General features: G+C 69.6%; 26 protein-coding genes. 7 read left to right on the top strand and 19 right to left on the bottom strand.

Annotation, left to right across the window (positions count from 1 at the left end):
- Positions 1 to 8 precede the first annotated feature (8 nt).
- Genes D0Z08_RS26860 through D0Z08_RS26840 form a run of 5 tightly spaced genes read right to left on the bottom strand, consistent with a single transcriptional unit; the run spans position 9 to position 4,358 of the window.
- Positions 9 to 770: a crotonase/enoyl-CoA hydratase family protein gene (locus D0Z08_RS26860; RefSeq protein WP_118928364.1), complete on the bottom strand. Its 762-nt coding sequence runs from the start codon at positions 768 to 770 to the stop codon at positions 9 to 11.
- On the bottom strand, positions 763 to 2,292 hold the full coding sequence (locus D0Z08_RS26855) for an AMP-binding protein (protein ID WP_220454375.1): 1,530 nt from the start codon (positions 2,290 to 2,292) through the stop codon (positions 763 to 765). The genes D0Z08_RS26860 and D0Z08_RS26855 overlap by 8 nt, the downstream gene beginning before the upstream one ends.
- 2 nt (positions 2,293 to 2,294) lie before the next feature.
- On the bottom strand, positions 2,295 to 2,720 hold the full coding sequence (locus D0Z08_RS26850) for a Zn-ribbon domain-containing OB-fold protein (protein ID WP_118928363.1): 426 nt from the start codon (positions 2,718 to 2,720) through the stop codon (positions 2,295 to 2,297).
- 2 nt (positions 2,721 to 2,722) lie between these two features.
- Positions 2,723 to 3,877, bottom strand: coding sequence for a thiolase family protein (locus tag D0Z08_RS26845; RefSeq protein ID WP_118928362.1), 1,155 nt, complete (start codon positions 3,875 to 3,877; stop codon positions 2,723 to 2,725).
- Positions 3,864 to 4,358 (bottom strand): PaaI family thioesterase, encoded by a 495-nt coding sequence (locus D0Z08_RS26840; RefSeq protein WP_220454373.1) that lies wholly within the window; start codon positions 4,356 to 4,358, stop codon positions 3,864 to 3,866. Before D0Z08_RS26840 ends, D0Z08_RS26845 begins: the two co-directional genes overlap by 14 nt.
- A gap of 89 nt (positions 4,359 to 4,447) precedes the next feature.
- Here D0Z08_RS26840 and D0Z08_RS26835 point away from each other — a divergent pair, with 89 nt between their 5' ends.
- The gene (locus D0Z08_RS26835) at positions 4,448 to 5,791 is read left to right on the top strand and encodes a phenylacetate--CoA ligase family protein (protein ID WP_220454371.1); all 1,344 of its coding nucleotides are present in this window, start codon (positions 4,448 to 4,450) and stop codon (positions 5,789 to 5,791) included.
- Complete coding sequence (locus D0Z08_RS26830; protein ID WP_147381548.1) at positions 5,788 to 6,477, top strand: hypothetical protein; 690 nt, start codon at positions 5,788 to 5,790, stop codon at positions 6,475 to 6,477. Before D0Z08_RS26835 ends, D0Z08_RS26830 begins: the two co-directional genes overlap by 4 nt.
- Positions 6,478 to 6,503: 26 nt before the next feature.
- On the opposite strand, the gene D0Z08_RS26825 is transcribed toward D0Z08_RS26830, so the two are convergent.
- The gene (locus tag D0Z08_RS26825) at positions 6,504 to 7,754 is read right to left on the bottom strand and encodes an acyl-CoA dehydrogenase family protein (protein ID WP_118928359.1); all 1,251 of its coding nucleotides are present in this window, start codon (positions 7,752 to 7,754) and stop codon (positions 6,504 to 6,506) included.
- A gap of 94 nt (positions 7,755 to 7,848) precedes the next feature.
- On the opposite strand from D0Z08_RS26825, the gene D0Z08_RS26820 reads away from it, so the two are divergent.
- Complete coding sequence (locus tag D0Z08_RS26820) at positions 7,849 to 8,946, top strand: amidohydrolase family protein (protein WP_118928386.1); 1,098 nt, start codon at positions 7,849 to 7,851, stop codon at positions 8,944 to 8,946.
- 9 nt (positions 8,947 to 8,955) lie between these two features.
- Here the strand turns inward: D0Z08_RS26820 and D0Z08_RS26815 are convergent, their stop codons facing one another.
- The 8 genes from D0Z08_RS26815 to D0Z08_RS26780 are packed head-to-tail and all read right to left on the bottom strand — an operon-like array spanning position 8,956 to position 15,886.
- Positions 8,956 to 9,579: a TetR/AcrR family transcriptional regulator gene (locus D0Z08_RS26815; protein ID WP_118928358.1), complete on the bottom strand. Its 624-nt coding sequence runs from the start codon at positions 9,577 to 9,579 to the stop codon at positions 8,956 to 8,958.
- Positions 9,580 to 9,616: 37 nt separating this feature from the next.
- Entirely contained in the window at positions 9,617 to 10,369 is a 753-nt protein-coding gene (locus D0Z08_RS26810; protein WP_118928357.1) for an SDR family oxidoreductase, read from the bottom strand.
- Between the two features lie 10 nt (positions 10,370 to 10,379).
- Positions 10,380 to 11,558, bottom strand: a complete 1,179-nt coding sequence (locus tag D0Z08_RS26805; RefSeq protein WP_118928356.1) for an acyl-CoA dehydrogenase family protein — start codon at positions 11,556 to 11,558, stop codon at positions 10,380 to 10,382.
- A gap of 9 nt (positions 11,559 to 11,567) precedes the next feature.
- Positions 11,568 to 12,374 carry an enoyl-CoA hydratase-related protein gene (locus D0Z08_RS26800; RefSeq protein WP_220454370.1) on the bottom strand — a complete coding sequence of 269 codons (807 nt, stop codon included), beginning with the start codon at positions 12,372 to 12,374 and terminating at the stop codon, positions 11,568 to 11,570.
- The gene (locus tag D0Z08_RS26795; protein WP_220454369.1) at positions 12,367 to 13,221 is read right to left on the bottom strand and encodes an enoyl-CoA hydratase-related protein; all 855 of its coding nucleotides are present in this window, start codon (positions 13,219 to 13,221) and stop codon (positions 12,367 to 12,369) included. Before D0Z08_RS26795 ends, D0Z08_RS26800 begins: the two co-directional genes overlap by 8 nt.
- Entirely contained in the window at positions 13,218 to 14,117 is a 900-nt protein-coding gene (locus tag D0Z08_RS26790; RefSeq protein WP_118928354.1) for an SDR family oxidoreductase, read from the bottom strand. Before D0Z08_RS26790 ends, D0Z08_RS26795 begins: the two co-directional genes overlap by 4 nt.
- Positions 14,118 to 14,149: 32 nt before the next feature.
- Positions 14,150 to 15,064, bottom strand: a complete 915-nt coding sequence (locus D0Z08_RS26785; protein ID WP_118928353.1) for an amidohydrolase family protein — start codon at positions 15,062 to 15,064, stop codon at positions 14,150 to 14,152.
- 30 nt (positions 15,065 to 15,094) lie between these two features.
- Positions 15,095 to 15,886, bottom strand: a complete 792-nt coding sequence (locus D0Z08_RS26780; RefSeq protein ID WP_118928352.1) for an enoyl-CoA hydratase/isomerase family protein — start codon at positions 15,884 to 15,886, stop codon at positions 15,095 to 15,097.
- Between the two features lie 82 nt (positions 15,887 to 15,968).
- On the opposite strand from D0Z08_RS26780, the gene D0Z08_RS26775 reads away from it, so the two are divergent.
- Positions 15,969 to 17,186: an acyl-CoA dehydrogenase family protein gene (locus D0Z08_RS26775; RefSeq protein WP_118928351.1), complete on the top strand. Its 1,218-nt coding sequence runs from the start codon at positions 15,969 to 15,971 to the stop codon at positions 17,184 to 17,186.
- 7 nt (positions 17,187 to 17,193) lie between these two features.
- Positions 17,194 to 18,429: a CaiB/BaiF CoA transferase family protein gene (locus D0Z08_RS26770; protein ID WP_118928350.1), complete on the top strand. Its 1,236-nt coding sequence runs from the start codon at positions 17,194 to 17,196 to the stop codon at positions 18,427 to 18,429.
- Positions 18,430 to 18,436: 7 nt separating this feature from the next.
- On the opposite strand, the gene D0Z08_RS26765 is transcribed toward D0Z08_RS26770, so the two are convergent.
- Entirely contained in the window at positions 18,437 to 19,186 is a 750-nt protein-coding gene (locus tag D0Z08_RS26765; protein ID WP_118928349.1) for a FadR/GntR family transcriptional regulator, read from the bottom strand.
- A 140-nt stretch (positions 19,187 to 19,326) separates the two neighbouring features.
- On the opposite strand from D0Z08_RS26765, the gene D0Z08_RS26760 reads away from it, so the two are divergent.
- A complete protein-coding gene (locus D0Z08_RS26760) occupies positions 19,327 to 20,475 on the top strand; it encodes an acyl-CoA dehydrogenase family protein (protein WP_118928348.1) in 1,149 nt (382 codons plus the stop codon).
- Here D0Z08_RS26760 and D0Z08_RS26755 read toward each other — a convergent pair.
- The gene (locus tag D0Z08_RS26755) at positions 20,438 to 21,268 is read right to left on the bottom strand and encodes an enoyl-CoA hydratase/isomerase family protein (RefSeq protein ID WP_220454368.1); all 831 of its coding nucleotides are present in this window, start codon (positions 21,266 to 21,268) and stop codon (positions 20,438 to 20,440) included. The two genes, D0Z08_RS26760 and D0Z08_RS26755, sit on opposite strands and share 38 nt — an antisense overlap.
- Before the next feature lie 76 nt (positions 21,269 to 21,344).
- Between D0Z08_RS26755 and D0Z08_RS26750 the strand changes: the two genes are divergently transcribed.
- Positions 21,345 to 22,460: an acyl-CoA dehydrogenase family protein gene (locus tag D0Z08_RS26750; protein ID WP_118928347.1), complete on the top strand. Its 1,116-nt coding sequence runs from the start codon at positions 21,345 to 21,347 to the stop codon at positions 22,458 to 22,460.
- 68 nt (positions 22,461 to 22,528) lie between these two features.
- On the opposite strand, the gene D0Z08_RS26745 is transcribed toward D0Z08_RS26750, so the two are convergent.
- From D0Z08_RS26745 to D0Z08_RS26735, 3 genes are read right to left on the bottom strand one after another with little or no spacing between them, the layout of a single operon-like run.
- Positions 22,529 to 23,995 (bottom strand): aldehyde dehydrogenase family protein, encoded by a 1,467-nt coding sequence (locus D0Z08_RS26745; protein ID WP_118928346.1) that lies wholly within the window; start codon positions 23,993 to 23,995, stop codon positions 22,529 to 22,531.
- An 8-nt stretch (positions 23,996 to 24,003) separates the two neighbouring features.
- Positions 24,004 to 25,125 (bottom strand): NDMA-dependent alcohol dehydrogenase, encoded by a 1,122-nt coding sequence (locus D0Z08_RS26740; protein ID WP_118928345.1) that lies wholly within the window; start codon positions 25,123 to 25,125, stop codon positions 24,004 to 24,006.
- 14 nt (positions 25,126 to 25,139) lie between these two features.
- Complete coding sequence (locus tag D0Z08_RS26735) at positions 25,140 to 26,078, bottom strand: TauD/TfdA dioxygenase family protein (RefSeq protein WP_118928344.1); 939 nt, start codon at positions 26,076 to 26,078, stop codon at positions 25,140 to 25,142.
- Positions 26,079 to 26,084 lie beyond the last annotated feature (6 nt).

The following is a 26,084-nucleotide window of genomic DNA, read 5'->3' as shown; positions in this document are numbered from 1 at the left end:
TGGATCTGCTACCTGCCCAGCCACGCCGGCTGGCGCTTCTCGGCGAACGCCGCGGCACCCTCTCGAGCGTCCTGCGACGCGAAGACCGGCTCGTAGATCGCGCGCTGGCGCGCGAACGCCTCGTCGGTCCGCCAATCGCGGCCGGCCGCGACGATCTCCTTCGTCGCGGCCACCGCCAGCGGGCCGTTCGCCGCGATCTGCTCCGCCAGGCCGAGTGCGCCCTCGAGGGCGTACCCGGGCTCGGTCAACCGGTTCACCAGCCCGAAGGCGAGTCCGTCCTTCGCGGTGAGGCTGTCGCCGGTGAGCGCGAGCTCCATAGCCTTCGCGTACGGAATCCGCTGTGGCAACCGGATCAGGCCCCCACCGCCGGCGACGAGACCGCGTCTGACCTCCGGCAGGCCGAAGCGGGCGTCTCGCGAGGCGACGATCAGATCGGTGGACAGCGCCAGCTCGGTGCCGCCCGCGAGCGCGAAGCCCTCGACGGCGGAGATGACGGGCTTGCGGGGCGGCCGTTCGGTGAAGCCGAGCCCTCTCCCGGGGACCTCGATGTCCTCGCCGGCGAGGAACGCCTTCAGGTCCATACCGGCGCAGAAGCTGCCCCCGGCGCCGGTCAGCACTGCGACGGACAGGCCCGGGTCACGGTCCAGCTCGTCCACGGCACGGGCGAGCCCGAAGCTCACCTCCCGGTTGATCGCGTTGCGCGCTCGCGGTCGGTTGATCGTGATGACCAGGGTGCGACCGCGTCGCTTCGTGAACAGCTCCTCACACATTGTCGCCACCGGGATAACCTCCGCCGCCGAACATCGCGTCGAGCGCGTCGTAGTCCTTGGCGCCGGCCGTGCGGGGGAGCGCGTCGACGAACTCCACCCTGCGCGGCTTCTTGTACGACGCTATCCGGCTCTTGCAGTGCTCGATGATCTCCTGCTCCGTGGCGGTGGCGCCGGGCGCCAGTGCGACCACGGCCAGGACCGACTGCCGGAACCGCGGATCGGGAACACCGATCAGGGCAGCCTCCGTGACAGCGGGATGGCTCTCGATGCAGCTCTCGACCTCGGGTGGATAGATGTTCTCGGCTGCCGACTTGATCATCCGGGTCATCGTGCCGATGAAGTGGATGGTGCCGTCGGTCTCCCGGCGCCCGAGGTCGGTGGTGTGCCACCACCCCTCCCGCATCCGCCTGCTGTTGAGCTCGGGCCGGTTCCAGTAGCCCGCGTGCACGAGGTCACCTCGGATGACGATCTCGCCCGCCTGCCCGACCGGGCACTCCTGCCCGTCGGCGTCGACCACTCGCACCTGGGCCAGCGGGGAGGGTCTTCCGGAGTTGCCGAGCCCGCGGCCGCCGTACCCGTTGAGGACGGCGAGTCCCGAGACCTCGGTCTGGCCGAAGCCTCCCGGTTGGGTGCCCCACAGTGTCGGGTCCGCCGGCAACGCGTCGCCCCACACGGGGGCGAACGGCCCGGGACGAAGGCTCGAGATGTCCCGTTTCGCCTCTCGGTTCAGCTCCTTGATCTCTGCGATGGTCGGCGGCATGAGGAAGGCCGACGTCGCACGTTCGTCCTCGATGATCTGCAGCACCTCGGCTGCGTCGACGCGCCGGACGAAGATGTTGGTGCCGCCGTGCAGGAACACGGGTACCGCCTCGAACTGGAAGTTGCCGACATGGAACAGCGGACCCGAGTTGAGGAAGACGCTCGCGTGGTCGGCCGCGGTGATCCGCGCGGTGGCCATGCCCATCGCGAGCAGGTTGCGGTGCGTCAGCATCGACCCGTTGGGCCGGTCGATCATCGCGGCCGTGTAGATGACCAGGAGCGGTGCGTCGACGGGCACCTCGACCTCGACGTCGGCCGCACCGGCGGCGACCACGGCGTGCTCGAGGCTGCCCTCGCCCTCGCCGTCAACCTGAAGCCAGGTCGCTTCGTGCGACGTGTTGGCCCGTGCCTGTGCGACGGCCTCGCCGATCTCCTCGTCCTGCCAGACGACCAGCTGGGGCGAGAAGTCCTCGATGACGAAACGCAGCTCGTCACCGGACTGCCGCCAGTTGGCCGGGCACACCATGGCGCCGACCTTCGCGCAGCCGATCAGGAGCTCGAGGAAGGAAGCGGACGACTGCGCGAGCCAGAGCACCCGGTCTCCGGCGCCGATGTCGAGGCCGGTGAGGAGGTTGGCGACCTGGTTCGTCCGATCGTCGAACTCCGGCCAGGTCTGCCGGCCCTTGCCGTCGATCACGGCGATCCGGTCGGGGAAGCTACGTCGGTGCTCCCGTGAGATGTCACCCATGGTGATCGCTGCCACGGCTACTCCTTCTCAGGCTCGTGCGGCCGACCAATGGCGGTCGGCTCGAAGACGGGCAGGGCCCGGTCGTCTGGTTGGTCGAGGAACACGACGCGGACCGGCATCCCCGTGGTGATGGCCGCTGGGTCTGCACCCACGACGTTGGTGAGCATCCGGCCTCCCCCGTCGAGGGCGACGACCGCGAGGACGTACGGCGTCTCGAAGTCAGGCGACGGCGCGCGATGCACGACGGTGTAGCTGGTGATCGTGGCGGCACCGCTGGTGTCGACGTAGTCCCAGCCCGCCGTTCCGCAGGTCGGGCAGAGCCGTTCGGGCGGGAAGAAGCGGGCCTCGCACGCGAGGCAGCACGGGATCACCAGACGGTGCTCGGCCGCCGCGTCCCAGAACCCGCGGGACAGCTCGGTCGCGGAGGGAAGTCGCCGGCCCATGGTCACGCCCTCCCGAGGACGACGAGCTCGTAGTGGGCAGCGGCCGAGCCTGCGTTCGCGGCGACGGCCGTCTCCGCGCCCGGGACCTGGTTCACGGCCGTCCCGCGGAGCTGCCGGACCGCCTCGACGATCTTCAGCGTCATCTGCTGGGTGCCGTTCCAGGCATAAGCCAGGCACCCGCCGTCCGGGTTCGTCGGGTGCTTGCCGTCCAGCCCGATGTTGCCGTCCTCGACGAACGGCCCTCCTTCGCCCTCCTCGCAGAGGCCCAGGACCTCCATCTGGCGGATGATCTCGAAGGAGTTCGGGTCGTAGACGCTGAACACGTCGACCTGCTGGGCCGTCAGACCGGCCATTCCCAGTGCGCGCTGGGCGGCGCGAGCACCGAGCCGGCCGACGGTGTCGTACTCCGGGGGCGCGGCGTACGCCGCCCCCGACAGCTCCATCCCCGCGCCGAGGATCGCGATCGGCGGGTGCCGGAGGTCGCGCGCCCGCTCGACCGAGGTCAGCACCACCGCGCCGCCGCCCTCGCCGGCGATGCACACGTCCAGGAGGTGGAAGGGCGTCGCCAGCATCGGCGACGCCAGGACGTCGTCCACCGTGTAGGGACCTCTTCCGGACATCACCGCCTCCGGGTTCTTGGAGCCGTTGTTGCGGATCGTCGCCGCGACTGTCGCGAGCTGCTCGGGGGTGGTCCCGAAGCGCTGGAGGTGTCCCTGGGCGACCAGGGCGAAGAGCGGTACGACGTACGCGCCCCACACATCGGTGAACTCGATGAAGTCCTCGGCGCCGTTGACCGTCTGTCCCCGGCCGAACCTTCCCGCCAGGCCGCCTCCGACGACGGCGACGTCGCACAGGCCCGCGCTGATGGCGGCCGCAGCCTTCATCACGCCACGAGCGCCCGCGGCGTCGAGGAGACCGTCGCTCACCCAGCTCAACGGCCCGCCCAGGACGCTGGTCCACGACGCGGGCTCGCCCCGACGTCCTCCCGGGCCCGGCCAGTCCGCCGCGACACCGTCCACCTCGTGAGGCTCGAGCCCCGCGTCGGCGAGGGCCCCGAGCACGCTCTCCTGAGCAAGGTCCAGAGAGGTCCGGTGCGGCAGGGTCCTGGCCTGCTCGGTGGCGTGGACACCGACCACGGCGACGTCACGCAGCGCCATCGTCCGCCTCCGCCAGCTGCTCCTGGAGCCACTCCTGATGCCTGCTGAAGTGCCCGTGGTCCCGCTCGACCAGGATGCCGTTCGCCGTTGCGAGCTCAGCGCCACCCGCCTCCAGGTGGAGCACAGCGCGTACGTACCAGCGGCTCCCCTGCTGGGACTCCCGCCAAGCCCGCGCGACGAGTGGCTGGTCGACGGGGACCGGCTTCACGAACCTGACGTCGAGCTGCCCGGTCACGGCGAGCTGCCCGCTCAGGACCGCGACGTGTCCGACCAGCTCATCGAGGACGCCCGCGGTCCATCCGCCGTGGGCAACGTTCAGACCGCCCTCGTGGACACGGTCGCAGCGAAGCCGGTAGGTCACCACACCGGCGTCGTCGAGGTGCTCCGACTCGATCCCGAACCGGCAGCGCCCGGTGCGTCGGCATCCTCCGCACAGGTAGACGGGCGGCGGAAGGTCGTCCGCGGGCATCCGTTTGCTCACTCGACCATCGTAGCCTATTAGTTAGATGATTGAAATGATCACGCGAATAGGCGTAACCTGCCTCACACCATCGACCCGTGGAGAGTCCAGTGACCACCATCGACCGTTCGCCCGAGGCCACCGTGAGCCTGCCTCTCGACAGCAGGTTCCTGGAGCCTGACATCGAGACCGCCCCCCGGGAAGAGATCGAGGCCCTGCAGGAAGCCCGCATCCTCGAGCTCGTGCCCTACGCGTGGGAGAACTCGGCGTTCTACCGCGAGCTCTGGGGCAACGCGGGGATCACCCCCTCCGACATCAAGTCCCTCCGCGACTTCAAGGACTTGGTGCCGACGTTCGAGAAGGCCGACACCCAGGCCTTCCGGGACCGGACCGGCGACCCGTTCGGCGGGTTGCTCTGCATTCCTTTCGAGGACCTCGACTCCTGTACCGCTACCTCCGGCACGACCGGCGACCCGGAGCTGATCGCGGAGGCATGGGACGTCGTACCCCCGCTGCCCCTGGTGACGGCGCGGGACCTGTGGGAAGTGGGTCTTCGGCCCGGCGACCGGGTCCTCATGCCAGCAGGGTCCTTCCGCAACTTCTGGGACGAGTACTTCGGCCTGATGGGGCTGGTCCCGATCTTCGTGGACGCCTGGATCGGCCAGGGCAAGTCGGTCCTGCGCGCGATCGAGAAGTACCGACCCTCCTACATGCAGCTCCACCTGCAGGCCATCCTCGAGTTCGAGCGGCTCGAGGACGACCACGACCTTCGCGCCCTCTTCTCGTCGATGAAGGGCGTGGCCTTCGCCGGGCAGCCGATGGGTCAGGTGCTCGCACGGAAGGTGCGCGACGAGTGGGGCCTGGAGGTCTTCAAGTACACCAGCGCGGGTGACACCGGCACCGCGTGGGAGCACCGCGAGCATGACGGCTTCACGCTCTGGGAGGACACGGTCCTTCCTGAGTGCCTCGAGCCCGATTCCAACACGACGGTCGCTGACGGTCACGTGGGCGAGCTCGTCGCCACGGACATCGACAACGTGGCAGCACCGCTCATCCGGTACCGCTCCGGCGACCTGGTCCGGCTCACGAAGGAGCCGGCCCCCAGCGGTCGCACCCATGCGCGCCAGTGGGTGGTCGGACGCAAGGGCGAGGAGACGGTGGTGGCCGGGCGGGCCATCGTCGTGGGCGACGTCTGGGCCGCGGTCGAGGAGCTTCCCGAGCTCAGCGACGGCATGTTCCAGGTCATCCGCCACAGCCCACGCATGGACAAGCTGCGACTGAGGGTCGGCTACGCACCCGAGCGCACCACCGACCTGGCCGAGCTCGAGCGGCGACTCGCGTCGCACCTGGACACCCGGCTCCACGTCCCGTGCGAGCTGGAGCTGGTGACGGTCGACGACCTGCTCAGCCGAACATCGAGCGTCGCGAAGTTCCCGAGAATGGTGAAGGCATGAGCCGCACATCCATGGCCGCCGCCGCCGCGAGGCTGCCGCGGTCCCCCATCTACGGCATCGGGACGTACGACGTCGACGGGTCACGAGCGGACTTCGAGATCGGCTGGGACGAGCTCGAGCGCGACACCGACTGGGCGCTCTCCGTCCTCGTGCAGGCGGGCATCCAGAAGGGCGACCTGGTGCTGTTCAGCACGCCGAACCACGAAGGCCCCTGGATCTGCCCCATCGTCCGGTCGCTGCGCCGGATCGGGGCGTCGTACGCCACCTCCGAGACCTACGGCTGGGACTCCCGCCGGTTCGCGATGTACCTGCGCAGGCTGCCGGTGAAGGCGATCATCGGAATCGGTGGCGAGACCGTCCGGGCCCTCGCTGCCTCGGAGGAGACCTTGTCCTCGCTGATGACAGGGGTCGGGGTCGTGTGGGCACGGCCGGATGCCGTCTCGGCCCTTCGAGCCCAGCAGATCGAGGCCGCGACGTACGTCCCGCTCGGTCCCGCCCTCGGCCTCGGGCTCCCTGGAGAGCACGGAGCCCGGGTCAACGGCGCCGAGTGGGCGGTGTCCGACATCGGTGGCTGCATCCACGTGTCGAACCGGCAACCCCGCGCGACCGACTTCGACGCGGCCGACACGGGGATCTACGGCGCGGTCGAGGCCCGGGGCACGGACCACCTCGTCGTCCCGCGCTGAGCTGCGTAGGCAGCCGAGGGTCCTGGTCAGATGTCCATCCGCTCGAGCAGCCGCTCGTAGTAGAGGGCCGGCCCGCCGAACAGGAGGTCGGACGACTGTGCCCTGAGGTGGATCCCCGCGACCTCGTCGACCACAGCGTCCCCGGCTCCCCCTACGAGCTGCAGGGTCGCGCCGGCCACGTCGGTGAAGGTCTCCGAGCATGCGATGTGAGCCATTGCCGCTGCGACGCCGCCGTTCGCGGGGTCGTCGGCGAGGCGGCGGGCGCGCTGCCCCAGGGCGTCGGCGATCTCGGCCTGCACCCGGAGCTCGGCGTACCTTCGCCTGGCGTCTCCCATCGGGCCGTCCGGGGCGGCAAGAGCGGCGGCAGCCAGCTCGAGGCAGCGACGGGTCCCTCGGACCTGCTCCTCGGCCAGCCACGTCGTCGCCAGGTCCAGGGTGCGCGCCATCAACCTGCCGCCTGCTCCCTCTGTGCCGACCAGCGCGGCGGGGACCGCGCTGAGCCGGACCCGTGACAACGGACGCGTCGGATCGACGGTCCGCATCGCGGAGAGCGTCAGTCCTGCGGCTGCCGCTTCGACGGCGAACAGGGACGGACCGGCCGTGCTGCGAGCGACGACGAGAAGCACATCGGCGGTGTCGGCGTGCGGGACGAAGTACTTCTCGCCCTCGAGGAGCCACTGCGACCCCGTCAGGGTCGCCCGCGTGCGCACCAGGGCCGGATCCCACGACCCGGACGCCTCGGCCGCCGCGAGCGTCGCAGACAGGGCGCCGGCCTCGATCTTGGACAGGAGCTCGGCACCTGCGTCCTGGTCGCCGGAGGCGGCCAGCGCGTGCGCGGCCAGCCCGCGGGACGCGAAGCCCGGCGATGCCGCGAGGTCGAGACCCGGCGCCCCCGGGCCGTCGGTGGCCGCCCCGACGGACTTCAGCAACAGCTCCTCGTCAGGACCTCCCACGAGCCAGGGTGAGCGGACCAGCGTCTCGGCGAACGAGTAGCTCGTCGCGTGCCCCGAGTCCGCGATCACCCGCGGACCCAGCACGGCGGCGAGGAAGCCCGACGCGGAGTGGAGAGCCCGGCTCCGGACCAGACGATGGAGGTCGCCACCGGGCTCGAGCTCGCCCAGTGCTCGGAGCGTGGTCAGAAGGCGCGTCAGGTCGCGCCGGAGCGCTCGGTCGTCCCACGTCCAGGTGGAGCGCATGATCGCCGTGAGGTTCTCGGCGGTGAGGCCCGCCTCGAAGGCAGCGAGCTCGTCTTCGTTCCAACTTCCGGACTGAGGCATGGGGTCTCCAGGGATTGCTTTCACGGGTACTTCCGAAATCTGTTTTACAGTGTAAAGTGAATCATGTCCACACCCCTTCGTCATGGAGATGCAGATGACCCAGACAGACGCGGCGCCCCGGAAGATCTGGGCGCACTCGGCCGACTCCCACGTCATGGAGCCCGCCGACCTCTGGACCTCGCGGCTGCCGAAGCGGCTGGCCGACCGCGCGCCCCGTTCCGAGCGCGGCGACAAGTACGAGATCCTCTACATCGACGGTCAGCAGATCGACCGTCAGCTCAACGACTTCATGGACGCCATGCGGCCCCCCGGTGCGTTCGACCTCGACGTGCGTCTCAAGGACCTCGACCAGGAAGGGGTGTGGTCGCAGCTCGCCTTCCCGTCGATGGGGTTCTGGTCGGTGAACATCACCGACCGTGAGCTCGGGCGCGAGGTCGCGCGGGCGTGGAACGACTGGTCACACGAAGAGGTCATGTCGCGCCAGGACCGCATCTTCACGCCGGCGATCGTCTCGCTGGCCGACGTGGGCGACGCGGTGAAGGAGATCGAGCGGACCGCCGAGATGGGGTTCCAGGCGATCTTCCTGCCCTGCGGGACGCGACCGGGCGAGGAGTGGGGTCTCGACAAGTGGGAGCCGCTCTGGGCGGCCGCCGAGGCCCACGGGACCGTCCTGGCGTTCCACATCGGAACCGGCGGGGAGAACGTCGTCTACCGCGGTCCGGGTGGCGCGGTCGTGAACTACATGGAGACCACCTACCCGGGCATGCGCGTCGTCTCCCACATGGTGGCCGGTGGCGCCCTCGACCGGCACCCGGAACTGAAGGTGGTGATCGCCGAGGGCGGCGCCGCCTGGGTGCCGGCGATCGGCGACCGGATGGACGAGGGCTACCGGCAGCACGGGATGTTCGTTCGCCCCAAGCTGTCGCGGCTGCCGAGCGAGATCATCCGCAGCCAGGTCTACGCGTCGTTCCAGCACGACCCCAGCGCGGTCGAGGTGATCGAGGGCACCGGCTACACCAACGTGATGTGGGGCGACGACTATCCCCACCTGGAAGGCACCTACGGCCACACCCAGGAGACCCTCCACGGCCTGTTCACGAAGGTCTCCCCCGAGATCAAGCACCGCGTGCTGCGCGGAACCTTCGAGGAGCTCTTCGACGTCTCCCCCATCCCCGCGGACAAGGGTCTCTGACGATCGACCTCATTCCCGAGGGGTGTCGTCGAGACGATCGCGCAGGCCGGCGATCAGGGTGTCCACGCCGAACTCGAAGTAGTCGCGGCCGGTCAGCCTCGGGAGCTGGACAACCAGCCTGGCCACCGTGTCCTCCGCCTCCTCCTCTGATGCAGGAGGCGGAGCGGTGACCAGCTGGTAGCGACCGAAGAGGTAGGTGTGCACCGTCGCGTAGGCCATGAGAACGTCGGCGTCGTCGAAGCCGGCGTCCACCAGGATGTCCATGGCGGCGTTGAGGATGCGGCGGTCCGTGCTCAGCATCCGGTCGAGCAGGATCCCCCCGAGTCCGGGGTTGGCACGGAGCTGTACGTCGATGCTGCCGATCAGCGCGCGCAGCCGCGCCGCCCAGCCCTGACCGGCGTCGATCGGTACGGGGATGTCCCGCAGGGCGGCGGACGCGACGAGGTCGAGCAGAGCGGCCTTGTCGGGGACCCAGTAGTACATCGCCATGTGCGACCGGCCAAGCTCCTTGGAGAGCCGGCGCATGGACAGCCCGTCGACGCCATCCTGCTTGATGAGCCGCAGCGCCGCCTCGACGATCTCGCCCTCGGTGAGGGGGCTGTCCCTGCTGTCCCCCTTGTGCGCTGCGCTCACGTCGCCGAGCCTAGTGCTCGCTCGGGGCACGCGCGGGTCACGCGCCGTGGCCGTCGCTCCTCGACCGGGCCATCACGATCTCGGGCACCGTGACGCGAGCCGAGAGGCGCAGGCAGGCGTCCACCACCTCGACGATGTCGGCGACCGCGATCATGTCCTCGGCGGGGATCCGCTCGTGGACGTACGCCGCCATGTCGGTGTCGACGTACGCCGGACAGACCGCCGTCGCGCACACGCCGTCCCCGGCCTCCTCCCGGTTGACCGAGCGCACCAACGACATGAGGGCGGCCTTGGTCGCGCCGTAGACCGCCAGGTCGGGTTCGGCGTACACGCCGGTGATGGAGCTGAGGGCCACCACCTTCGCGCCTCCGGCGGGGTTGGCCGCGGCCGCCTTGCGGAGGAGCGGCAGGGCCTGCTGGAGCAGGACGTACGGCGCCCGCAGGTTGAGCGTGACCTGCTTGTCGAACCGGCGTGGATGGAAGTCGGCCAGTGGTCCGGCCGAGCCGACCCCGGCATTGAGAACCAGTGCGTCCATCTTGTCGAAGCGGGCCGCGTGGGTCTGGACGAGCGACCCCAAGTAGTCCTCGACGGCGATGTCCCCGGCGACCGCTTGCACGTCGGGCGCACCGGCTGCGCGCAGCCGGCCGGCGGCCGCCTCAAGCCGCTCCGGGTCGCGTGCCGCGACGGTCAGCGCATACCCGCGCCGGGCGAGGCGGGTGGCGATGCCCAGGCCGATGCCTCGCGACGCACCCGTGACCAGTGCGCTCGTGACCGGTGCGCTCGTGCTCATGTGAGTTCCTCTAACGGGGTAGCCCGAGCACCCGCTCGGAGATGATGTTGCGCTGGATCTCCGACGTGCCGCCGTAGATGGTCTCCGCCCTGGACAACAGGAACGTCCGCTGCGCGAAGCTCAGCCCTTCGGGAAGCGGCGAGGACAGGACCTGCCCCGCAGGACCCTCGATGTCCATGGCGAGCTCGCCCAGCCGCTGGTGCGCCACCGAGGCGAAGAGCTTGCTCGTGGCCGCCGCGGCGTCGGCCTCGGTCGTGCCGCGCAGCAGGCCGGAGACGACGCGCGCGGTCGTCGCCCGCATGAGCTGCGTCGCGATGTAGGCGTCTGCCAGCCGCTGGCGGGTGCGGGCGTCCTCGAACGCCCCGGACTCGCGCGCCGCGGCGACCACCTGGTGGACCTCGTGCTCCATCGCGAGCTGCATCGGGATCAGTGCGGCGCCTCGCTCCATCCCGAGGGTTCCCATCACCACGCGCCAGCCGTCGTCGACCTCCCCGACCACCATGTCGGCATCGGTCCGGGCGCCCGTGAAGAAGCACTCGCTGAACTCCTCCGAGCCGGCGAGGTTCGCGATGGGCCGGATCTCCACGCCTTCCTGATCGACCGGCACGAGGAGCATGGTCAGGCCCTTGTGGCGCAATGACGCGTCCGGGTGGGTACGACACACCACGTACAACCAGTTGGCCTGGTGCCCGAACGTCGTCCACACCTTCTGGCCGTCAACGACCCACTGGTCCCCGTCGCGCCGCGCTCGGCAGGACACGGCCGCGATGTCGGAGCCGGCACCCGGCTCGCTGAAGCCCTGGCCCCAGATGTCGTCCACGCTCAGGATGCGTGGCAGGAAGCGGCGCTTCTGCTCCTCGCTGCCGAACTCGAGCAACATCGGCCCGAGCAGCTCCAGGGCCTGCGAGTTGACCCGTGCCGGTGCGGCGGCTCGGGCGTACTCGGTCTCGAAGACGACCTCCTGGGCGAGCGTCGCACCGCGGCCGCCGTACTCCGTCGGCCAGGTGAGCCCCAGCCAACCGCCGGCGGAGAGCTCCTTCTCCCACGCGACGCGCACCTCCCAGGCGGTGTCGTCGGTCGGGCTGCCCACCCCGCGGTGAGCGGCGAACTCGCCGACGAGGTGCTCGGAGAGCCACTGGCGGACCTCGTCGCGGAACGCCGCCTCGGCGGGCGCGGTGTCGTACTCCATGTCGTGGTCCTAGAGGTTCAAGGGTTGATAGGGCCCGAAGCTCGCGGGCCGCTTCTCCACCAGCGAGCGGACGCCCTCCTGGAAGTCGGGCTGCGCCTTCGCCAGCGCCAACAGGTACTGCGCACGCACCCGGGCCTGCTCCATCGTGGTCTCGCAGTCCCGCCACACCTGGCTCTTGATCATCGCCATCGCGACCGGCGAGACCCGGGTCGCCATCGCGCGTGCGTACGCGACCGCGTCGGTGAGTACCTCGCCGGGCCGGCTCAGCTTCTGCACCACGCCCAGCGCGTGCGCCTCCTCGGCCGTGAACACCCTCGCGGAGGCGAGCAGGTCGAGGGCGTGCGCCGGCCCGACCAGGCGGGTGAGCATCCAGGCGGAGGCGTCCTCTGCAGGAAGACCGCGCTTGGAGAACGCGGTCGTGAACTTCGCGCCGTCGACCGCGAACCGGTAGTCGAAGCAGAGGGCCTGGGCCAGTCCGATGCCCGCGCAGGCGCCGTTGATCGCCCCGATGACCGGCTTCGGCACCGTCGTCGCGTGGGTCTGCGGTCGTCGGTTGGTGGTGTAGCGGCTGCCACCCCGGATGCCGTCGAGCACCTCGGGATCCAGCCCGGGACAGAAGTCCTCGCCCGCGCCGGTCACGACGATCACCCGGACCCGGTCGTCGCCCGCCGCCCGATCGAGACCGGCGTAGAACTCGTCCTCCATGGTGACGGTCCACATGTTGCGCCGACCCGGTCGGCTCAACGTCAGCACCAGCACGCCGTGGTCGTCGACGTCGTACCGCACGGTCTCCGCGCAGACGGTCATCTCAGCCATCGAACGCCGCCCAGAGGTCCCCGGTGGGAGGCGGCTCGACGTGCTTGCCGGAGGGGAACCGGGGCGCACGCTTCTCGACGAACGAGGCGACGCCCTCCGCGGAGTCGGGCTGGCGACCCATCCACCTGAACGTCTCCCACTCACGGTGGAAGGCTGCCTCCCGGTCCGGCTCCGCGAGCAGCTCGTAGGCGAGCCGCTTGGTCAGCCCGACCGCGGAGGGAGCCGTCTGGGTGGCGATCTCGTGCGCGAGGGCCAGCGCGGTGGGGAGCACGTCGTCCGCCGGTACGGCGCGCGTGGCGATCCCCAGCTCCTTGGCCTCGGCGCCGCTGAACAGCCGCCCGGTCAGCAACAGCTCGAGGGCGACGGAGAGCCCGACCAGCCGCGGCAGCAGCCACAGGGAGTTCTGCTCGGGTATCAGCCCGCGCCGGGTGAACACGAACCCGTACTTCGCAGACTCGTTGACGATCCGGATGTCCCACTGCAGGGGGAAGGTGAGCCCGATGCCCACGGCCGACCCGTTCATCGCCGCGATGATCGGCGTGCGCATCTGCCACGGACGTGGCCGGTCGGCCATCATCTTCCGGGCCAGGGCGGTCTGCTCCTCGTCGAAGGCGAAGTTCGCGCCGCCGGGCTCGAGGTCCGCACCGGTGGAGAAGAACCGCCCGCGCCCGGTGACGACGATCGCGCGCACGTCCGCGTCGGCATCCAGCTCCTCGAGACGGCGGTGCAGCTCGACCTGCATCGCGGAGATGAACCCGTTGCCCCGTTCGGGGCGGTCGAGCCAGACCGTGGCGACGTGGCCGTCGCGTTCGACGCTGATGCCGTCGGTGATCCCGTCAGTGATCACGGCCGGCTCCGGGGCGTGCCCGAGCCGTCGGAGTTCGGACGCGCCTTCGCGACCAGCGCGGGAACCACCGCGCCGAGCTCCACGGGGTCCCACCGGTCCAGCTTCTCGGCGGATGGTCCGGCGACCCAGGTCTCGGCGACACCGATCACGCCACCCTTGACGTTGAACACCCGGCCGGTGACCTCCTGTGCCTCCGCACTCGCGAGCCAGACCACGATCGGGGCGATGTTGGCGGGCGAGCCCGCGTCGAACCCGGTGCGCTCCTTGATCTCGGCCATCTTCGCGACGTAGTCGTCGAGACCCTCGGTCATCTGGGTGAGCGCACTCGGTGCGATCGCGTTGACCGTGATGCCCAGCCGGGCCAGCTCGTCAGCGAGGATCACCGTCAACCCCGCGAGTGCGGACTTCGCCGCGCCGTAGTTGGTCTGTCCCACGTTGCCATAGAGGCCCGACGGCGAGGACGTGTTGATGATCCGGGGGTGCGGGACGGGCGTGCCCGCCTTGTGCTGCGCCCGCCAGTGGTCGACCGCGTGGCGGGTCGGGCAGAAGGTGCCGCGCAGGTGGACCCGCACGACGTCGTCCCACATGCCGACGTCCATGTTCACGAACATCTTGTCGCGGAGGATGCCGGCGTTGTTGACCAGCACGTGCAGCTCGCCGAAGGTGTCGAGGGCGGTCTGGACCAGGCGACCGGCGCCGTCCCAGTCGGAGACATCGTCCCCGTTGCCGACGGCCTGACCGCCGAGCTCCTTGATCTCCGCCAGGACGTCGTCCACGGGCCCGACGTCATTGACCACGACACTGGCTCCCTGCCGCGCGAACTCGAGCGCGTGCTCACGTCCGATTCCCCCGCCGGCGCCGGTGACGATGACGACCCGTCCGTCGTGAAGTCCCATTTCGTTGCTCCTTCTCTCGGCCTTCGGTGGAATCAGGGCTGCGCGGGGTCGCCGAACACAGCCAGCGCGTTGGCGCCGAGGAAGTTGGCGCGCGAGTCCTCCGGCAGCTCGATCGCCCGGCCCTCGTCGATGGTGCGGTCGAACGGCAGGATCGGGTAGTCAGACGACCACATGAGCTTGGTCTTCTTGCGGCGTCGCAGCACGTCGAGGATCGCCTCCGGCACGTACTTGGGCGCCCAGCCGGCGGTCATCGCGAAGACGTTCGGGTGCTTAATCAGCATCGCGACCGTCTCGCTGATCCAGGGGTCGCCGAGGTGGGTCATCACGAGCTTGAGGTCGGGGAAGGCCAGGGCGACCTCGTCGATCAGGATCGTCCGCTGCAGCTTCGCGGGCTTCATCGGTCCGGGGACGCCGACGTTGATGGTGACGACGGCGCCTTCGTCACAGGCCGCGGTGTAGAGCGGGTAGGCCAGCTTGTCGTCGATCGCGATGCCGGTGAACATCGGGCAGATCCGGATCGCCTTGACGCCGTACTCGCGGACCGCGATGCGCACGTGCTTGGCGGCCTCGTAGCCGAGCCTCGGGTCCACGCCGACCGAGGTGACGAAGCGGCCCGGGTGCTCCGCCTGGATGGTCGCGAGCCGCTCACACGCCTCGCGCAGCACCTCTTCCCCGGACCGGATGCCGTGAACGTACGGCGGGGTGATGTCCCTCGGCACCTTGGTGAGCACGCCGCCAGAGATGTCGAGGCGATCCATCTCGGCGATGACGTCCGCCATGGTCTGCCCGCCCTCGTAGGCACTGTTGCCGCGCTTGAACCGCTGCACGACGGAGGGGTCCGGAGTCACCTCGCCCGGCAGGTAGGGGATGTTGATCCACGAGTCGAAGACCCGCGGTTCGGTGGCCGGGGCTGCGGCCTGGTCGGCGGATTCGGTCGTCACGGTCATGGTGGGTCCTTAGTCGGTTGGGTCGGAGATCTACTTGCCTTGGAAGGTCGGCACGCGCTTCTCCTGCAGGGCGGACAGGGCTTCTGCGGCGTCGTCGGTCGCCGCCACCACGGCGAAGTGGGACGAGATGAGGTCGAGCGAGGTGCGGAGGTCGGCCCGCGCGGACTGGTAGGTCGCGCGCTTGATCATCCGGACGGTCACCGGCGGTGCCGCCGCGACCTGCTCCGCGAGTGCCTTGGTCTCGGCTCCCAGGTCGTCGTCGTCGACGACGCGGTTGACCATGCCGATGCGGTGGGCCTCGTCGGCCGAGACGAAGTCGCCGGTGAGCAGCAGCTCGAGCGCCTTGGCGGTGCCCACGAGACGGGGCAGGTAGTAGGCGCCGCCGTCACCGGGAGTGAGGCCCACCTTGATGTAGCCCTCGGACAGCCTCGCCGACCGGGCGGCGACCCGCAGGTCGCACATCAGGGCCATGTCGAGCCCGGCCCCGACGGCCGCCCCGTTGATCGAGGCGATGACCGGCTTGTCCAAGGCCTCGAGGGCCAGCGCCACCTGGTGGATCTCGTCGTGCAGGTGTGACTTCCGCTCGAGCGGCGTGAGGTCCGGGTTGGCGTTGGAGATGCTGCCGAGGTCGATCCCGGAGCAGAACGCCCGGTCGCCGGCGCCGGTGAGCACCACGACGCGGACGGAGTCATCGGTACGCACGTCCCGCAGGATCTGGGCCCATTCCCGGACCATGCCGAACGTGAACGCGTTGCGCCGCTCGGGGCGGTTGAGCCGGATGGTGCCGACCAGGTTGTCGACGCTCCACTCGAGGTCGGGCACGGCACCTCCTCAGATATCGGTGTAATCAGTTAGATCTTTGTACTATAGTTGTACCGGATTTGCCAAGCGCCGATGAGGAGACATGGACAAGCACGGGACCGAACTGCCGCTGGACGCCGCCGACCGCGAGTTCCGCGACGAGCTCCGCACCTGGCTCGCCGACAACCTCGTCGGGGACTTCGTCGGGCAGTCCGATCGCGGGGGCCCGGACGACGACGACAACTGGGAGCTCCGCCGGGCCTGGGAGCAGAGGCTGGGAGAGGGCAACTGGCTGGGGCTGTCGTGGCCGAAGCAGTACGGCGGACGCGAGGCGACCCTCACGCAGGAGATCCTCTTCGCCATGGAGTGCGCCGCGGCCGGCGCACCTCCGCGGGCCGGCTTCCACGGCGAGACCCTGATGGCCCCCACCGCTCTGCACTACGGCACCGAGGAGCAGAAGGCCCGCCTGCTGCCGCCGATGGCCCGCGGCGAGGTCGTCTGGTGCCAGGGCTACTCCGAGCCTGGCGCGGGCTCCGATCTCGCCAACATGTCCACCAAAGCCCGCCTCGACGACGGCGAGTGGGTGGTCGACGGACAGAAGATCTGGACCACGTTCGCCCATCGCGCCGACTGGGTCTTCGCGATCGTGCGGACCGAGCCCGGATCCATCCGCCACGCGGGTCTGTCCTACATGCTGATCCCTTTGGACCAGCCTGGCGTCGAGGTCGTCCCGATCCGCACGATGCTGGGCGACAGCGGCTTCAACGAGGTCTTCTTCGACGGCGCGCGGACCAGCGCGGACAATGTGCTCGGCGCTCCGGGCGAGGGGTGGAAGGCGGCGATGACCACCCTCGGTCACGAACGCGCCACCTCGGTTCTCAACTACCAGTTCTCGTTCCGGCGCGAGATGGCAACGCTGCAGGAGCTCGCCCGCCGCAAGGGCGCCACCAAGGACCCGGTCCTCCGGGACCGTCTGGTCGACTCCTTCATCGGCCTGGAGATCATGGGCTGCAACAACCTGCGCACCCTCGGGTCGGCCTTGCAGAACGGCGAGTTCGGACCGGAGGCCTCGATGGGGAAGTACTACTGGTCGAAGTGGCACGTGCGGTTCACCGAGCTCGCGATGGACGTCCTGAACCAGGACGGCTGGCTCGGCACCGAGTGGGGATCCGGCCCGGACCGGGCAGCCGAGTCGTTGCGCCGTGCCTTCGTGCGAGCCAGGGCCGAGACGATCTACGCGGGGACGAGCGAGATCCAGAAGAACATCATCAGCGAGCGGGTCCTCGGGCTTCCCCGCGAGCCGGCCGCCGGAAGGCGATGAAGCCGGGATGAACCGCGACACGCCGCTGTCCGGGGTGCGGGTGCTGGACCTCAGCCGGATCCTCGCGGCACCCCTGACCGCCCAGCTGCTCGGCGATCTCGGCGCCGACGTCATCAAGGTCGAGCGGCCCGGAAGCGGGGACGACTCGCGCACCTACGGGCCGCCGTTCCTGCACGACAGGGACGGCGACCCCACCACCGAGGCCGGCTTCTACCTCAGTGCCAACCGGAACAAGAGGTCGATCACTGTCGACCACGCCGTTCCCGAGGGTGCCGACGTGATCCGCGCGCTCGCGCAGCGTTCCGACGTGCTGATCGAGAACTTCCGGGCAGGAGTGCTGGCGAAGTACGGCCTCGACTACGAGACCCTCCACCAGCTCAACCCGGGCCTCGTCTACTGCTCGATCACCGGTTACGGGCAGGACGGGCCGTACGCCGACCGCCCCGGGTACGACGGCGTGTTCCAGGCCATGAGCGGGATGATGAGCGTGTCCGGGATCCCCGACGGGGAGCCCGGGGCCGGCCCGATGAAGGTCGGCATCTCGATGATCGACATCCTGACCGGGCTGTACGCCGGCAACGCGATCCTCGCCGCTCTTCGTCACCGCGAGGTCGCAGGCGGGGCCGGACAGCACATCGACCTGTCGCTGCTGGACTGTGGCGTCGCGTCGCTCTCCCACTTCGCGCAGAACTACCTGGTCTCGGGCGCGGCTGCGCCGCGGCGCGGCAACGGCGGGTTCGGCGGCATCCCGTCGCAGACCTTCGTGTGCGCCGACGGCGCGGAGATCTTCCTCGTCGCCAGCACGCCCCGGCAGTGGGAGGGCGTGGCCAAGGTCATCGGCCGTCCCGAGCTCGCGCACGACGAACGGTTCGCCACCGTGTCGGCTCGGATCGCCCACAGGGAGCTCGTGCTGCGCACCCTGGACGAGGTGTTCCGCACCAGGCCCTCGAGCCAGTGGATCGCCGAGCTCGAGGCGGTCGATGTACCGGTCAGCCCGGTGAACGACCTCGACGGCGTCTTCGCGAACCCGCAAGTACGGCACCGCGGCCTGCGCACGGCGATCGCCCACCCGGCGTCGGGCCGGGTCGACGTCCTCCGCAACCCGATCCGGTTTTCCAGCACGCCCATCGAGGACTACCGGACGCCCCCGACGCTGGGCGAGCACACGGACGAGGTCCTCACGGACGTGCTGGGGCTGCGGCAGGACGAGATCGCCCGGCTCGCGCGTGCAGGCGCGATCTAGAGAAGGACTAGGAGAGGACCTCGACCAGAGTGGTCTTGGAGTCGCCGACCATGTACTTCTCGACGTTGTTGAGGTGCTTGCGCCAGTGGGCCTGAGCCGCGGGGGCGTCGCCGTCCTGAAGGAGCTTGACGAGCTTCTTCTGAGCGCGGAACGCGAGCTGGTCGGCCTGCTTCTCGTGTTCCTCGCCGTGGATCGACATGAAGTGCTCGTTGTGCGCGTCCATGATGCTGAGCAGCATCGACGCCAGCACGGCGAGCGTCTGGTTGCCGGCCAGGTCGACGATGGCCTGGTGGACGGCGGTGTCGTGCTTGGCGAAGCCGTAAGCGTCATCGAGCAGGTCGCCGCCCCGGTCCACGAGCTCGGCCAGCTTGGCGATCGTCCTGACCGGCGCGCCGGCCAGGGCTCCGACGGCCGAGACCTCGATCGCCGTGCGCGCCTGGTAGACGTCGGCCAGGGGTACGCCTCGGTACTGCAGCAGCAGACCCGTGTAGCGCGCCGTTACGTCGGCATCCGGCGCCATGACGCGAGCACCGCCCCGGGCACCCCGGAGGACCTTGATGATCGACTCCGACTCCAGGATCCGGAACGCCTCTCGCAGGGTCGGCCTCGAAACGCCGAACCGCGCCATGAGCACCGATTCGGTCGGCAGCGGCTCTCCCGGCTGGAGCGCGCCGGTGATGATCTGCCGCCGCAGGTCAGCGGCGACCAGCTCGCCCGCCTTCGGGACCCGCACCACGGAGGATCGGTCGATGGTCATGTGCCCTTCCCGTCGCGTCCGGCCGGCCAGAGGGCCAGGTCGTCCCTACCTTACCCGAGATTGACCCATTGGGGCTTATTAGTTAAACTGTTTAACGCATTAGATTCCCGAAATCCGCCTTGACAGAAGGGCCCCGCAGCATGCGCCGCACCATTTTCGAGCCGGAGCACGAAGACTTCCGGCAGACCGCTCGGACCTTCTTCGAGAAGGAGTGCGCTCCGCACTCCGAGGAGTGGGAGGCCCAGGGGTACGTCGACCGTGAGGTCTGGCTCAAGGCGGGCGCGCTGGGCCTGATCGGCTGGGAGATGCCGGAGGAGTACGGCGGCGCCGATCTCGAGGACTTCCGTTTCAACGCCATCCTGAACGAGGAGTACTGGGCGACCGGGACGGTCGGCATCGGCCTCGGCGTGCAGAACGACATCCTCTCCGGTTACTTCCGCAAGCTCACCACCGAGGAGCAGAAGAAGCGGTGGCTCCCGAAGTTCGTCTCCGGCGAGTACATCACCGCCATCGCGATGTCAGAGCCGGGCGCCGGCTCCGACCTGGCGAACCTGAAGGCCACCGCACGTCGGGACGGTGACCACTACGTCATCAACGGCTCGAAGACCTTCATCAGCAACGGGCTGCTAGCCGACCTCGTAGTGGTCGCGGCGCGGACCGACCCGACCGCGGAGAAGGCCCACCAGGGGATCAGCCTGATCGTCGTCGAGACGGGCACGGAGGGGTTCACCCGCGGTCGCAAGCTGGACAAGATCGGCCAGCGGGCCGCCGACACCGCCGAGCTGTTCTTCGACAATGTCCGCGTGCCCGTCGAGAACCTCATCGGCGAGGAGAACCGCGGCTTCTACCACCTGATGAGCAATCTTCCGGCTGAGCGGCTCGGGATCGCGATCCATGCGGTCGCGCAGGCCAGGCGGGCCATCGAGCTCACCACCGAGTACGCCCGCGAGCGCAAGGCGTTCGGCAGTCCCATCGGGACCTTCCAGGTCAACCGGCACGCCCTTGCCCAGATGCAGATCGAGCTGGACGTGATGCAGACGTACGTCGACACGTGCATCCTCGGCGTCAACTCCGGCGAGCTCACCGCCGACGAGGCCGCGGGCGCCAAGTGGTGGACGACCGAGACCCAGTGGCGGATCATCGACCGCTGCCTCCAGCTCCACGGCGGCTACGGCTACATGAACGAGTATGAGATCGCGCGTCTCTGGCGCGACTCGCGGGTGCAGCGGATCTACGGCGGCACCAACGAGATCATGCTCGACCTGGTCGGGCGGAACCTCGGCTTCTGACCCGCGCCTCGCTCGCAGCGATCAGCTGCATCGACAGCTCGGCGTGATCGGCGGAGTTCACGCTCGCCCGCTCACAGGCCAAGGCCTGGTCCAGCATCCCGACCAGCACCCGGCTGGCGTGGAGGTTCATCAGGCGCTTGGTGTCGCGCAGGGCTCGCGCGGGGTGCCCGGCGAGCCGGTGCGCGAGCGCCACGGCGTCCGGCAGCACGTCGTCGGGCGCGACCACCCGGTTGACCAAACCCCACTCCAGCGCTTGCTGGGCGGTGATCCGCTCACCGGTGAAGACGTACTCCTTGGCTCGCATGAGGCCCATCAACATCGGCCACAGGAGGGCGGCCCCGTCAGCCGGCACCAGGCCCACGCCCAGGTGCGGGTCCGCCAGGAAGGCCTTCTCCGAGGCGATGGCCAGGTCGCACAACGACACCAGGCTGGCGCCTAGTCCCACCGCCGGCCCGTTGACCGCGGCGATCAGCGGCTGGGGCAGCTCGATCATGCCGAGCACGGTCGCGCGAGCCTCGGCGAAGACCTCGTCCTGGATCTCCTGGTCCTGCTGCGTCGCCACCATCCTCGGCAGATCGCCACCCGCACTGAACGCCCGCCCGGCGCCGGTGAGAACCACCGCCCGACACCCGGGATCGGCGGCCAGCAGCCCCCACACGGCGGCGAGCTCGCGGTGCATCACCGCGTCCGCGGCGTTGAGGCTCTCCGGGCGGTTCATGGTGACGATCCGGACCGGCCCGTCCTTCGTCACCTGCAGCGCCTCGAATTCCTGCTGTCCCTCGGACGTGTCCACTTCAGCTCCTCACGTTGCGCCAATCAGTTAATGGATTATACTCATTCTATCCATTCCCGCAGCCTCGAGGAGAGCCGTGCCCCTCATCTTCACCCCCGAGCAGGAGGAGCTGCGCGCCGTGGTGCGGAAGTTCCTCGCCTCCTACTCCGACGAGGCGCAGGTCCGCGCCCTGCTGGACACCGACCTCGGCTACGACACGAGCGTGTGGAAGCTGATGGCGGACCAGCTCGGCATCCAGTCCATCGCCATCCCGGAGGAGTACGGCGGAGCCGGGTTCGGCTTCGGCGAGCTCTCCGTCGTGCTGGAGGAGGCCGGCCGCGCCCTGCTCTGCTCACCGCTGTTCTCGACCGTGGTGCTCGCCGCCACGACCATCCTGGAGTCGGGTGACACCGAGGCAGCCCGCCTGCACCTGCCAGGGATCGCCGAAGGCCGCACGGTGGCCACGCTCGCCCTGGTCGAGGCGAACGGCCGATGGACAGAGGACGGCATCGAGGCCACCGCCGTGCCCGACGGCGAGGGCTTCATCATCAGCGGTGCCAAGTCCTACGTCCTCGACGGCGCGCAGGCTGACCTCGTCGTCGTCGCCGCGCAGACAGCGGCGGGCACCTCCCTCTTCACCGTGGACGCCAAGGAGCGCGGGGTGACGGTGACCTCGCTCCCGACGCTGGACCAGACCCGCCGCCTGGCCACGCTCACGTTCGACGAGACGCCGGCGAACCTTCTCGGCGTCGAGGGCCGGGGCTGGGACGTGCTGAGCCGCGTCCTCGACATCGCGGCCGCCGCCCTGGCCTGCGAGCAGGTGGGCGGCGCGGCCCGGGTGCTCGAGACGACCGTCGACTACGTCAAGGTCAGGGAGCAGTTCGGCAGGCCTGTCGGCTCCTTCCAGGCCGTCAAGCACAAGCTCGCCGACATGCTCGTCGAGCTAGAGTCCGCTCGCTCCGCTGCCTACCACGCGTCCTCGGCGGTCGAGTCGAGCTCGCCGGAGCTGCCGCTCGCGGCCTCGATCGCGAAGACGTACTGCTCGACCGCGTACTACCACATCGCGGCGGAGAGCATCCAGCTGCACGGCGGGATCGGCTTCACCTGGGAGCACCCGGCGCACCTGTACTTCAAGCGGGCCAAGGGGTCCGAGCAGCTGCTCGGCTCACCCGCCCACCACCGCGAGCTGATCGCCAAGCGGCTCAGCCTGTAGGCAGGTCGCGGGCCGACGGTCTCGTCGGCCCGCAGCTCACACGGGCAATTCTCAGCGTGGATCCAGGCTCAGGGCGTGCCGTCGATGGTGATGGTCTTGACCTGGGTGTGCTCGAGCACGGCGTCCGCGCCCTGGGTCCGGCCGAACCCGCTGTTCTTGTAGCCGCCGAAGGGTGCGCCGATGGCGTCCCAGGCTCCGCCGGCGTTGACCGACACCTGTCCGGCCTCGATGGCCTTGGCGACCCGGACCGCACGAGCCACGTCGCGGGTCCACACGTAGGCGGCGAGCCCGTAGACGGTGCCGTTGGCGACCGCGATCGCGCTCTCCTCGTCGTCGACCGGGATCACCGACAGGACGGGGCCGAAGATCTCCTCCTGCGCGATCCGCGACTGAGGATCGACGTCGTCGAACAGGGTCGGCTCGACGAAGTACCCGTCGTCGTAGGTCTCGCCGCTCGGCGTACCGCCCCCTGCGACCAGGCGGGCACCGTCCTCCTGGCCGGCCTTGATGTAGTCCAGGACCCGCTCCCGCTGCCGGGAGCTGACCAGTGGTCCCATCTGGACGGGCTGGTCCCACCGACCGACACTCACCTGAGCCAGACCGTGGGCGAGCCGCTCGACCAGCTCGGCGTGGACGGACCGCTCGACGACCACCCGCGATCCGGCCATGCAGATCTGGCCACTGTTCATGGTGATGCCGCGAACGATCGCCGGCACCGCCTTGTCCAGGTCGGCGTCCGCGAACACGAGGTGCGGCGACTTGCCGCCGAGCTCGAGGTGGAGGGGCGTGAGGTTCTTCGCGCAGGCCGCCATGACGGCCGCACCGGCGGCGGGGGAACCCGTGAAGCTGAGCCGGCGGATCCGCGGATCCCCGGCCAGGGCCGCTCCGGCCTCGTGGCCGTAGCCGGTCACGACATTGATCACGCCGGGGGGAATGCCCGCCTCCTCAGCGAGGCGAGCCAGCGCGAGCGACGCCAACGGGGCGTCCTCGGCCGGCTTGACGACGATGGTGTTTCCAGCGCCGATGGCCGGCGCCACGTCCAGCACGAACATCGGCGCGGGCGCGTTCCACGGGATGATCGCGCCCACGACGCCGTACGGCTCCCGGACGGTGAGTCCGAGGTTCGTGGGGGTGTGCGTCGGCAGTGACTCGCCGTGCAGCTTGTCGACCTGTCCCGCGACGAACTGCAGCATCCCACCCAGCGGCCGCGGGCCCGCGGAGGGGCGGCCGACGTCGATCGACTCCAGAGCCTCGATCTCCGCCGCGTGCTGGTCGATGACGTCCGCCCAGCGCCGCAGCAGCGCGGCTCGCACTGCCGGACTGGCACTACGCCACGCGGGGAGGGCCAGAGCGGCCGCGTCGATCGCGGCGCCGACATCGTCCGCTCTTCCGCGCGGGATCCGGGTCAACAGCTCTGCGGTTGCCGGGTTGAGCACGTCGATCGTCTCGGTGGACGTGGCGGCCAGCCACTTCCCGCCGACCAGCATGGTGTTCTCCTCCAGGAGCGGGGAGATCAGGGCGGGAGCTTCCTTCATCGTCGACCTCACAGGTGTTCGTGGATGATCATGCCGCGCAGGTTCTTGCCGTCCAGCATGTCCTGGTAGCCCTGGCTGATCTGCTCGAGCTTGTAGCGCGTGGTGATCAGCTCGTCCAGCCTCAGGTGCCCTGACCGGTAGAGGTCGAACATCCGCGGGATCTCGGCGAGGGGGCTGCCGCCGCCGAACAGGGTGCCTTGGATCTTCTTCTGGTAGCCGACGAGCGCCCCAGCATGCGCCTGGACCGCGAACTCCTGCACGTTCCCGACCGCGGTGACGGTCACGGTGCCGTTCTTGCCGACGACGTTGACGGCGTGCTTGACGGTCTCACTCGACAACACACCCATGGTGACCAGGGCGTGGTCGGCGAGCCGACCCCACGTGTCGGCAGTCACGAGCTCGAGCGCCTCCTCCGCCGACGCGAAGGCATGGGTGGCGCCGAACTCCAGCGCCTTCTCGCGCTTGAACTCAACGGGGTCGACGACGACGAGGGTGCGGGCACCCGCGTAGGCGGCTCCCTGCACCGCGTTGATGCCGATCCCTCCGGCGCCGTACACCACAACGGTCTGCCCGGGCCGCACACCTGCCGCGTTCACCGCGGTCCCCCATCCGGTCGGGACGCCGCACCCGACGAGGGCTCCGAGCTCGAACGGGATGTCATCGGGCAACGGGACGCAGGCCGACTCGTTGACGACCGCCCGCTCGGAGAAGGACCCGACGGCGCACATGCCGCCGAGGTCATGCCCGCCCTTGTGGAAGCGGAATGTGTCGTCGAGCAGCGCCCCGGTGCCGGCGTTGCGCCCGCTCTCGCACAGGTTCTGCATACCCACAGCGCACGGCCGGCAGGTGCCGCAGACCGGGATGAAGGAGCAGACCACCCGGTCACCGACCTTGACCCGGTCGACCGACGACCCGATCTTCTCCACCACGCCGGCGCCTTCGTGCCCACCCACCATCGGGTAGCGCACGGGTACGTCGCCGGTGCGCACGTGGTCGTCGGAGTGGCACAGGCCGGATGCCTCGAACCGCACCATCACCTCGTGTGCCTTGGGGTCGTCGAGCTCGAGCTCGACGATGTCCCACCACTGTCCGGGCTGCCACATCACGGCAGCCCTGGTCGTCGTCGTCACGTCGGCGCCCGGCTTCAGTCGTCGAACCGGTCGGGCGGGTTGTTCTTGTCGAGCGTGGGGTCGAGGTAGCGACCGACGTTGTAGTCGCCGGAGATCGTCGTCCGGATCCCCAGGCGCGAGACTCCTTCAGGAACGCCGGTGACGGAGTGGATGACGCGCCAGTTGTCCCAGATGATCACGTCATCGGTGTCCCAGCGGTGGTAGTAGGCGTAGGTGTCCTCGGTCAGGACGTCGGCGAGCTCGGCGACGAGCGCGTCGGCCTCGGCCTGGTCCATCCCGAGCACGGTCTTGTAGTGCGTCGGCGACAACTTGAGGACCTTGCGACCTGTCTCGGGCTGGGTGATGACCAGCGGGTGGACCACGGGCGGGAAGTTGCGCGGCGCGGACGACTGGTTCAACGACACCACGCCGCGCGGGAACCCGAGGTTCTCCTCCATCGCGGGGTTGAACTCGTAGACGACCTCGAGACCGTCGATCCGGGCCTTGGTCTCCTCGGTCAGCCGGTCGTACGCCGCGATCGCGTCGATGAACCCGGTCAGTCCACCGGCAGCCGCAGGCTCGACCATCCGAAGCACCGCGCCGCGCACGATGGTCGGCATGAAGGACTGGTCCCAGTGCCAGCCGATGTAGCCCACTCTCGTCTCCCCGTCGATCACGTAGCGACGTGACCTGGGGTTGTCCGGCCGCTGGCGGAGCTCCATCAGGAACGGGTTCTCCACCGAGTTGAGGAACGACGTGGCGGACGGCTCCATCTCGCCGAACACCTCGCTCAGGCGCATGTGCGCCTCGGGCGAGTGCAGCGCGCCGCGGAGAAGCAGGAGGCCGGAGTCGATCCACGCGTCCCGGAACTCCTGCTTCGTGGACTCGCTGAGCGGCTGGTCGAGGTCGATCCCTGCCAGCTCGAGACCGACGTGGTCGGACAGCGGGGTCCGGATGATTGTCTGGGTGGGCATGGTGCT

This window comes from Nocardioides immobilis, assembly GCF_003515065.1.
GTDB lineage: Bacteria > Actinomycetota > Actinomycetes > Propionibacteriales > Nocardioidaceae > Nocardioides > Nocardioides immobilis.
This window is presented reverse-complemented; position numbering and strand designations above follow the sequence as displayed.